Below are 8,962 nucleotides of genomic sequence, written 5' to 3'. Positions count from 1 at the left end.
CCTTGCCGGTCAGGCTTTCCTCAAGCAGCAGCCAGGTCATCATTGATGAAGCAGCGGCCACGGTCGTGGTCAGGCAGGCCGTCAGCGCCACGCTGTTCATGCCGAAGGCACTGCCGGCGTTGAAACCGTACCAGCCCAGCCAGAGGATGGCTGTCCCCAGCAATACCCAAGGCAGGCTGTAGGCCTGGCTCTGCTTGCGGTAGCGCGGCCCCAGGAAGATTGACAATACCAGCGCGGTGATGCCGGCGTTGATGTGAACGACCGTGCCGCCGGCAAAGTCAAGGATGCCCCAGCCGGCCAGCAGGCCGCCGGTCCCCCAGACCATGTGCACCAGCGGGTAGTAGACCAGTACCGACCAGAAGACGACGAAAACCAGGAGGAAGTTGAACCGCATCCGGCCAACCGTGGCTCCGACGAAGAGGGCCGGGGTGATGATGGCAAACATCATTTCAAAAAGCAGGTAGCTGCCGGCCGTGATTCCCTGGTCTTTGAGCACGATCCTGTTCAAGTCCGCGCCTGAGAGGAAAATGTGGCGGATGTGCCCGAAGATGCCGGCGATGTTGCCGTCAAAGCACATCTCGTAGCCGAAGGCGACAAAGAGCACGATCGCCAGGGCGCAAATGATAAAGACCGAAAGCATGGTGTTGACGACGTTCTTTTTAGAGACCAACCCCCCGTAGAAGAAGGCCAGGCCCGGGGTCATCATCAAGACCAATACGGCGGCAATTATTAAGAATACAGTGTTAGCAGTGTTCATCCTGCTTTTCTCCCTTCTAGACCAATCTGTCTGCAAGATTTATGTTTATGGTTATACCATGAGGAGCCCTTGATGAAAACTCTAGACCAATTTAAAAAGCAAAAAAATCAAGGCGAAAATTTTTCAAAACAGCGCAAAAAAACAGTCTGCCTTCTCAAAAGCAGACTGTAAGCGATTCATAATTTATTTTATGAGAAAATACCGAGAAAAGTTTATTTTTTGTCATCAAAACCGGTCTCGTCCCGGCGCTTGACGTGGAAGTTCTTGTCGTTGGCCTGTTCGGGAACGACGAAAGCGCAGAGCAGGAAAAGGACGAAGCCGCTCCAGCCCATGGCATTGATGCCCAGCTTGTAGCCGGTCAGGGCCAGGACGACGCCGGCCAGGAGCAGGCACCAGGCGATCCAGGAAAGAATCTGCCAGTTTTTGGCCAGCTTCTTGTTTTCAGATTCGATGTCCAGAAAACCGCGCACGATAAAGTAGGCGCTGATGATCAAGAACAGAAAGTCCAGGGCGATGCCAGTGGCCGAGTGGTCCTTGAACATGCTGAAGACGGCCAGGGTGCCGGAAATGCCGGCCAGGCAGAAGTAAAAAATATCGATAAGTTTGCTCTTCAAGCGAAAGTACCTCCTATGAAAAGTCATTACAGTAGATTTTAACAGATTTTTGCGGAAAATGGCAAAAAAGGTTTGACAGGCATTGAATGACGTGGTAATCTAGATAAAGTAAATTTCTAACCTAAGACGTGGGTGGCGCAAAGCCTCAATACAATCCCGCCGAGGCCAGAAGATAATGAAGATTATTAAACTCTCCATGTCTTGTTGGCATGGATTTTTTTAGGCCTTGTAGAATTTTACAAAATTTTATGGAGGTGAATAATTTTGAGTAAAGCTATTATCGCTGCTAAGGCTAAGTTCGTTGAAGAATTTGCCGAAGAACTGAAGTCAGCTAAGTCCATCGTAGTTATCAACTACCTTGGTCTGACTGTTGACGAAGTTACTGCTTTCCGTGCAGAATTGCGTGCAAGCAACGCCAAGATGAAGGTTGTCAAGAACACTTACCTGCGTCGTGCCGCTGCTCAAGCCGGCTTGGATGACTTGGCACCAGTATTCGTTGGCCCATCAGCTGTGATCTACACCGACGATGAAGACAACGTTACTGCTCCTGCCCGCATCGCTGCTGACTACGCTAAGAAGTTCGACGTTGTTGAAATTAAGGGTGGTGCACTTGAAGGTCAAGTTGCTACCAAGGAACAAGTCGAAGCTCTGGCTGCAATTCCAGGTCGCGAAGGTCTGCTTTCAATGCTGCTTTCTGTATTGCAAGCACCAGTTCGCAACTTTGCATACGTTGTTAAGGCTGTCGCTGAATCAAAGGAAGAATCAGCTGAATAGTCTGGTCATTTTAAATTAGATATTAAATTCCAAATTTTCGGAGGATATTACAATGGCTTTGGATACTGCTAACATCATTGAACAATTGAAGGGTGCTTCAATTCTTGAATTGAACGACCTTGTACACGCTATCGAAGAAGAATTCGGCGTTACTGCTGCTGCTCCTGTAGCTGCTGCTGGTGCCGCTGGTGCTGCTGAAGAAGCTAAGTCAAGCTTCGACGTTGAATTGACTTCAGCAGGTACTGAAAAGGTTAAGGTTATCAAGATCGTTAAGGAAGTTACTGGCGCAGGCTTGCTGGAAGCTAAGAAGACTGTTGACGGTGCTCCAGTTGTTCTTAAGGAAGGCTTGTCAGAAGACGAAGCTAACGACCTTAAGGCTAAGCTTGAAGAAGTTGGCGCAACTGTTACCCTTAAATAATTACGGCCTTCGGGCATTAATTATTAACGAAGAACGCGTTTGTGGTTCAGCCACGGACGCGTTTTTTGTTTGCTTTTTTAGTTTTGGACGAAAAAAGAGGCCTAAAGGCCTCTTGTTCGTAATATCGCGGATAAAAAAACTGCAATATTTACTGCAATATTTTTAGGAGGAAAGCACAACGGCTGGCAGACTGTTCATCATTGTGCTGGGTTGTTTTTCCGCCATGAAAGGGGACAAATGTGAAAAGCATTACTTTTGTCTGGTCAATCTCTTTAAATCTGCCTTGACAATGCATTTCTTTCACACGAAAATAAAATTGTGTAAATGTTTAATATTATGTAAATGTATGAAAGGTTGAGATTATGGACAAGAAACTGAAAGCAGTCAGCACGGTTTCAGTAGCCCTGGCACTTTTAGGGGTAGCTGCACCAACGATGACAGCAACATCATCAACTGTATTGGCAGCTAAGAAGAAGAACGTCAAAACATCGGATAAGAAAGCTAGGGCAAACATCAAAACGTTCTGTAACGCGGTATACGTTTATGATACTAAAAAAATGACGTCCAAAAAGATTAAGCAGCGGGCTAGCAAATTGTATAAAATCGCGAGTCGCAGCGCTGTTCAGGATTGGGTTGTAGATCGTACAATGAGCATTTTATCTGAAAGTTCACGTAGCCGCTCACGAATTGTAGCCGCTTACAACAACTATGGATCTTCTCGTAATAAGACTGTAGATATTTACCCTCTAAGTAAGAACTACTACAACGTCACAATAATTTACAAAGAAATTACTTATAAACACGGCCGCAAGAGCAAGGAAAGTCACTACTGCAATGTGTTAAGAGTATCTACTGACAGCAAAGGCAAAATCAAGCAAGTCAAGGGACTTTCGACAAGCATTATGGAATAAGTCGAAATCTGCCCACTAATATGACCAGAATCGCATAGAAAACAGATTTAATGTTTGAAGCTCGTATCGTTTGGTGCGGGCTTTTTTGTCAGCTAATCTGAGCAAAAAAGAAAAAATACTGGGTGTCAGATAATGCATTTTTTAGCCAATATAATATAAAAATTATTTTTTTCAAAAAAGATGCTTGCATTTTCCGTTCCAACTGATAGAATTAAAAATAACTTAAAACTTAATTTATACCTCAAACAAGGAGCGTGACAAAGGATGAATCAGGAGAACAACTACAGGCGACATGCAGGATTAGGAAAAATGGCAGTTGTGCCGGTTCATCGCGCGCCGTTGAACTGGCCCGGTTTAATTTGAGGCAAGACAACATGAAAAAAAGCAAAATCTTCTTGGGCGGTTTGGCCGTCCTGACCAGCACCTTACTCGCAGCCTGCGGCAACAGTTCCAGCAGCAAGACTGCCGCCAGTCAAAAGCTGAACTGGATGGAAGAGGCGGAACTGTCCACGATCGACGTTTCCAAGATCCTGGACGACACTTCTTTCAACCAGGTCAACCAGGTCATGGAGGGGCTTTATACCCTGGGAAATAATGCCAAGGTCAAGAATGCCCTGGCCACGAAGACCACGGTTTCTAAAGATGGCAAGACCTGGACCTTCAACATCCGCAAGAATGCCAAGTGGTCCAACGGCCAGCAGGTGACGGCCAAGGACTTCGTCTTCTCCTGGCGCCGGACGGTCAACCCGAAGACCGCGTCAGAATATTCATACCTTTTCTCGGGCATCAAGAACGCTGATTCAATCGTCGCGGGCAAAAAGTCTCCGTCAACCCTGGGCGTTAAGGCTGACGGCAAATACAAGCTGGTCGTCACTTTAGACCGGAAGATTCCCTACTTCAAGCTTTTGATGGCCTTCCCGCTCTTTTTCCCGCAAAACGAGCAGGCGGTCAAGAAGTACGGGTCTAAGTACGGTACGGCCTCTAAATACATGGTCTACAACGGTCCATTCATCCACAAGGGCTGGACCGGGTCCAACCTCTCTTGGAAACTGGTCAAGAACAAGTACTACTGGGACAAGAAGAACGTCAAGCTGACCCAGATCAACTACTCCGTGCAAAAGTCTCCGTCAACGGCCTACAACCTCTACCAAGACGGCAAGCTGGACGGGGCGATCCTGGACTCCCAGGCTTCCAAGCAGCTGGCCAAGTCTTCGGGCTACACGGTCAGAAAACTGGCCAGCACCGAGTACCTGCAGTTCAACATGAAGAAGTACTCCAAGTTTAAGAACACTGACCTGCGCCGGGGGATCTCCATGGCCATCAACCGCAACTCTCTTTCAAAGACCTTGGGGGCAACCTACACGGCGGCTACGACCTTTACCTCCAGCGGCCTTACGACCGTGAACGGGAAAGACTTCACCAAGCTGACCCAAAGCAGCGAGTCCAAGAAGTACACCAGCTACAACAAGCAGCTGGCCAAGCAGTACTTTGAAAAGGGGCTGAAGGCTGTTGGCCTCAGCAAGCTTTCCTTCACCATCCTGTCAACTGATGACGACACCTCCAAGAAGCTGGCCGAATTCGTGCAAAGCGAGCTGGAGACGGCCTTTGGCTCCAAGATCAGCGTCAAGGTCCAGAGCATCCCTTCCAAGACCAAGCTGAACCGGGTCCTGGCCGGCAACTTTGAATGCACCCTGTCTGGCTGGATCGCCGACTACGCCGACCCGATCTCCTTCCTTGACTGTGAAACGACCGGCAACTCCTACAACTACGGTGGCTGGAGCAACAAGGAATACGACAAGCTGATCGCGGCTTCCAAGACTAGTTCAGGAACGGCGCGCATGAAGATTTTGGCCCAGGCCGAAAACGTCTTGATGGTCAACCAGGGCGTGACGCCATTGACCCAGTCCAGCAAGGCCTGGATGATCAAGAGCAAGGTCAAGGGCATCATTTACAACAGTGCGGGCGTCTGCTACAACTTCAAGTATGCCTACATTGCCAAATAAGCATGAAAAAAGTGAAACCATCTTAGGTGGTTTCACTTTTTTGCTTATTACCAGTCAAATTCTTCATAGTAAATCTGCCCGGCCGGCAGGCCCTCGCCTTTCAGCAGGCCGATCCAGTGGTCAGCCATGGCCTGGGGCCCGCCGATCAGCACTTGAAGGCCCGACAGGTTCTGAGGCAGGGCCCCTAAGACTTCCTCGTCCTTGAAGCGGCCGACCTGGCAGCGGCTCTTGAAATTGCCCCGGCTGCTCCAGTGGAGGAATTTTTCCTCATAGATCAAAGAATCCCGGGTGTGAGCGTTGTAAAAGACCTGGGCTGGCAGGTCCGGGTTGCCGTCGATCACCGACAGGAGGGGGACGACCCCGATCCCGCCGGCAATGATCAAGAGCTGGTCCGGCTTTTGTTCAGCAACGGCTTCTTGATAGCGGCCAAAGCTCGGGCTGATCCGGGCCCGGACCGGAGGAGCGAGCTCCTGCAGCTGTCTGGTGAAGTCCCCGTCGCCTCTGATGGCCAGGGTGATCTGCTTTTCATCCCTGGGCAGGTTGACAAAGGAGAAGGGATGCGGCTCCTCAAGGCCGGCTTCATCCGGAAATGAGAGGAAGATATAGTCCCCTGGCTCAAAGTCTGCCAAGTCCTGGTCAGTCTTTAAAGTCAGTTCCAGGACATTGTCGGCGACCAGGCGCCGGCTCAAAAGCTCCGCGTTGTTTTTGCCCCGGCTTTTGGCCAGGCTGAGGAAGTAGCTGGCGAAAACGAAGACGGTCGCGGCCCAGATCCAGGCCATGAAAGGCGTGATGGCCCGGATGTAGGGAATCAGCTGAATGTGAACGAATACCAGCAAAACTGCCAGCAGGTTCAGGCGGTGCAGCCAAATTGAGACTTCATGCCGGAAGACTTTTTCTTCCAAAAGCCGCTTGATTTTGGCTAAAAAAGGGACCCGCTTGGTCAGCCAGCCGGCCATGAAGACCAATGAATAAAGGGCCAGGGCCAAGAAGAGGTAAAAGGCGGCATTGCCGGTCTGCTTGATCAGGCCCGCTGAAGGCGCCCCCTCCATGTGCAGCCAGGCCAAAAAGATGGCCCCGATGCTCATGATTCCGTGAATCATGTAGACTTTTGGCAGGCCGATCAGCCGGTCCAGCCAGTGGGGGCGGGTGCTGAGGTAAATGGCCAGCAGCAGCCAGACATAGGCAATCGTCCCGGCCATGATGGCCAGCTTTTCTGACTGATAGGCGGCTGGCAGGCCGGCTTCCAGGGTCTGGATAAAGGGCAGGGGAAGGATGAAAAACGCCGCGGCCCATAAAACGCCCAGGGTGTAATCATGCTTTTTGAACATAGTGGAGCTCTCCTTCTTTAAACAGGACCAGGCGGCCGTCTTTGGCGGCATACAAGCCGCTGAGCCGCTTGGCGGCAATCTGGCGCTTGAAGGCAGTTTCGCCCATGGCCAGGCCGGCGGTGGCCCAGATGTCGGCAAAAGTCAGGCTGGGTGCCAGGACCGTGACCTGGCTGAGGTCGGCCGGGCCGGACAAGGTCACGTGCTGGCCGCGGTGGGCAAAGCCGGAGCTGGCGCAGGCCTGGCTGGCCAGGTCATAAATCGCCAGCAGCTGGTCGGGCTGCTTTGGGTCCTCAATGCCGACCTTCCAGCGAAAGCCGTCCCTTGTCCAGGCGTGCAGGTCCCCACCGCCGTTGATGCACAGGCCGGCAACTTCTGGAAAGCTGGCCAGGGGCAGGAGCAGACTGGCAAAACATTTTTGAATGGCCCAGCCTTTGACCAGGCCGGTGGGGTCAAACTTGCCAGCAAAATAAGGGTCAAAAGCGCCGTCGGTCTCTTCTCGGGCCAGAAGCGCGGCCGCGTAGACCTGCTGAAATTCGGGACTGGCCAGGAGAATCCGTTCTTCTCCTTGGGCAAAACGGCTGACCAGGGAGTCGGGCAGAAAGGCGGAATAATCGCTTTCCAGCCGCTTAAGTTCCTGCTGAATCTGCCGGCAGGCTCTGGCAAAAGCCTGCTTTAGGCTGGCCGCCGGCTGCTGGCGGCTGGCCAGGGAAATGGTAAAAGGAATCGTCATTGCTTCGGCGGTGCGGTGCAGGCAGTAGTCAGTCATGGCCGCACTAGCTTTCTTTTGCCTGGGTGATGGCGTTTTGCAGGGAGCTGGTGAAGCCCTCGTAGGTCACCGTTGCCCCGGACACCTGCTGAATATTGGCGCTTTGTGCCTTCAAAGCTTCTTCTTTGTAGATCGGCAGGGCCTGGTCGTTGATTGACTGGGAGTGGTCATTGTCGGACGGGTACTTCAAAACATTGACGGCTGTTATTTTACCGCCACTGACTTTGATCTGCACCTGGACTTCGCCCCACTGGGTGCTGACGGATTTGCCGCTGTAGGTTCCGTCTTTAAGACCGGAAGAAGTGCTTGATGAAGAAGCTGCTGACGAGGCCGAGGATGAGGCAGCGGTTGAACTTGAGCTAGATGTTTCGGCCGATAAAGCCGTGCTGGAGGCTGTGTTTTCTTGCTCCGGTTTCAGAAACAGCAGGTAGCCGTCAATAGCGATGGCGATGGTGGTGCCCACGGCAAGGACGCCCGTGATGACTTTTCTGGCAGACATGATGTCCCCCTCCTTGTTCAAGTGAAACTTTTCCTGATATGCCAATCATTCTAGATGGAGAGTAAGAATTATTTATGTTCGATTGGTTGTCAAAATTGGAAGAAATTGTCTTAATTGGATGAAAAGCCAGCTGAATTGCCGGTAAAAGTCCTGCAGAAAAATGGTAGAATAGGGACGAAAGCAGTTGTTTTTAGAAGAAGGTAAGAAAATGAAAATTGCAATGGCAAACGATCACGCCGGCACCCGGCTGAAGAATGAAATCAAGGCTTACTTGGAAGAACAGGGCTATGAAGTCGTTGACTTCGGGACCGACAATGAAGAATCCTGCGACCTTTCCGACTTCGTCTACCCGGCCAGCCTGGCCGTGGCCAAGGGTGAATGCGACCGGGGAATTTTCGTTGACGGGGTTGGCTACGGCAGCGCTTTGATCGCCAACAAGATCAACGGCATTTATGCCGCTGTCTGCCAGGATCCGTTCTGCGCCAAGCTGGCCCGCCAGCACACTGATTCCAACGTCTTGTGCCTGGGCGCCAAGATTATCGGGGATATGATGGCCGGTGAAATCGTCAAGACCTGGCTGTCCACGGAGCCTTTGATGGAAGAAAAATACCGCCGGCGGGTGGACAAGGTCAAAGCCATCAACGACAAGCACTGCGTGCCAGTAAAATAGCAAATGAAAAACAGCCAAGTTGATATGACCCCCGAAATTAGGACACTAATTTCGGGGGTTATTTTCATGACTAAATACACTAAAGAAATAAAACTCGCTATCTACCACGAATGGGTAGACGATCATAGAAGAGGCACCTACCTCAGCCGAAAATATGGGATGGAGCGTGGAGGAATCCAATATTTGGTAGACTTGATCCAAAAGCATGGCGAAGCCATTTTG

Annotated in this window: 9 protein-coding genes, 2 pseudogenes and 1 other annotated feature; of the genes and pseudogenes, 6 read left to right on the top strand and 5 right to left on the bottom strand. The window is 50.9% G+C overall.

What is annotated here, in order from left to right; genetic code table 11:
• A pseudogene (locus tag lacNas_RS04885) lies at positions 1-757 on the bottom strand (ammonium transporter); the annotation flags it as partial.
• Between the two features lie 212 nt (positions 758-969).
• Complete coding sequence (locus tag lacNas_RS04880) at positions 970-1,371, bottom strand: hypothetical protein (protein ID WP_201331518.1); 402 nt, start codon at positions 1,369-1,371, stop codon at positions 970-972.
• A 102-nt stretch (positions 1,372-1,473) separates the two neighbouring features.
• Positions 1,474-1,600, top strand: a sequence feature (ribosomal protein L10 leader region).
• 35 nt (positions 1,601-1,635) lie between these two features.
• Between lacNas_RS04880 and rplJ the strand changes: the two genes are divergently transcribed.
• The 4 genes from rplJ (at position 1,636) to lacNas_RS04860 (ending at position 5,477) form a co-directional block, all read left to right on the top strand.
• A complete protein-coding gene (gene rplJ, locus lacNas_RS04875) occupies positions 1,636-2,145 on the top strand; it encodes a 50S ribosomal protein L10 (RefSeq protein ID WP_201331519.1) in 510 nt (169 codons plus the stop codon).
• A 52-nt stretch (positions 2,146-2,197) separates the two neighbouring features.
• A complete protein-coding gene (rplL, locus tag lacNas_RS04870) occupies positions 2,198-2,563 on the top strand; it encodes a 50S ribosomal protein L7/L12 (RefSeq protein ID WP_201331520.1) in 366 nt (121 codons plus the stop codon).
• A 362-nt stretch (positions 2,564-2,925) separates the two neighbouring features.
• The gene (locus lacNas_RS04865; RefSeq protein ID WP_201331521.1) at positions 2,926-3,474 is read left to right on the top strand and encodes a hypothetical protein; all 549 of its coding nucleotides are present in this window, start codon (positions 2,926-2,928) and stop codon (positions 3,472-3,474) included.
• 374 nt (positions 3,475-3,848) lie between these two features.
• Positions 3,849-5,477, top strand: coding sequence for a peptide ABC transporter substrate-binding protein (locus tag lacNas_RS04860; protein ID WP_201331522.1), 1,629 nt, complete (start codon positions 3,849-3,851; stop codon positions 5,475-5,477).
• Between the two features lie 47 nt (positions 5,478-5,524).
• Here the strand turns inward: lacNas_RS04860 and lacNas_RS04855 are convergent, their stop codons facing one another.
• From lacNas_RS04855 to lacNas_RS04845, 3 genes are read right to left on the bottom strand one after another with little or no spacing between them, the layout of a single operon-like run.
• A complete protein-coding gene (locus lacNas_RS04855) occupies positions 5,525-6,805 on the bottom strand; it encodes a ferric reductase-like transmembrane domain-containing protein (RefSeq protein WP_201331523.1) in 1,281 nt (426 codons plus the stop codon).
• Complete coding sequence (locus lacNas_RS04850) at positions 6,789-7,571, bottom strand: FAD:protein FMN transferase (protein WP_201335885.1); 783 nt, start codon at positions 7,569-7,571, stop codon at positions 6,789-6,791. Before lacNas_RS04850 ends, lacNas_RS04855 begins: the two co-directional genes overlap by 17 nt.
• Before the next feature lie 7 nt (positions 7,572-7,578).
• The gene (locus tag lacNas_RS04845) at positions 7,579-8,070 is read right to left on the bottom strand and encodes an FMN-binding protein (RefSeq protein ID WP_201330349.1); all 492 of its coding nucleotides are present in this window, start codon (positions 8,068-8,070) and stop codon (positions 7,579-7,581) included.
• A gap of 208 nt (positions 8,071-8,278) precedes the next feature.
• Here lacNas_RS04845 and lacNas_RS04840 point away from each other — a divergent pair, with 208 nt between their 5' ends.
• Together lacNas_RS04840 and lacNas_RS14480 are read left to right on the top strand one after the other, a co-directional pair.
• Positions 8,279-8,740, top strand: coding sequence for an RpiB/LacA/LacB family sugar-phosphate isomerase (locus lacNas_RS04840; RefSeq protein ID WP_201330348.1), 462 nt, complete (start codon positions 8,279-8,281; stop codon positions 8,738-8,740).
• Between the two features lie 66 nt (positions 8,741-8,806).
• A pseudogene (locus lacNas_RS14480) lies at positions 8,807-8,962 on the top strand (IS3 family transposase); the annotation flags it as partial.

It is taken from the genome of Lactobacillus nasalidis, from assembly GCF_016587775.1.
GTDB classification, from domain to species: domain Bacteria; phylum Bacillota; class Bacilli; order Lactobacillales; family Lactobacillaceae; genus Lactobacillus; species Lactobacillus nasalidis.
Note: the sequence above shows the minus strand (reverse complement) of the source record. Positions and strands in the feature narration are given on the sequence as shown.

Coding starts and splice junctions, on each gene's coding strand:
- rplL (WP_201331520.1), top strand. CDS start 2,198: ATGGCTTTGGATACTGCTAACATCATTGAACAATTGAAGGGTGCTTCA.
- lacNas_RS04865 (WP_201331521.1), top strand. CDS start 2,926: ATGGACAAGAAACTGAAAGCAGTCAGCACGGTTTCAGTAGCCCTGGCA.
- lacNas_RS04860 (WP_201331522.1), top strand. CDS start 3,849: ATGAAAAAAAGCAAAATCTTCTTGGGCGGTTTGGCCGTCCTGACCAGC.
- lacNas_RS04855 (WP_201331523.1), bottom strand. CDS start 6,805: ATGTTCAAAAAGCATGATTACACCCTGGGCGTTTTATGGGCCGCGGCG.
- lacNas_RS04850 (WP_201335885.1), bottom strand. CDS start 7,571: ATGACTGACTACTGCCTGCACCGCACCGCCGAAGCAATGACGATTCCT.
- lacNas_RS04845 (WP_201330349.1), bottom strand. CDS start 8,070: ATGTCTGCCAGAAAAGTCATCACGGGCGTCCTTGCCGTGGGCACCACC.
- lacNas_RS04840 (WP_201330348.1), top strand. CDS start 8,279: ATGAAAATTGCAATGGCAAACGATCACGCCGGCACCCGGCTGAAGAAT.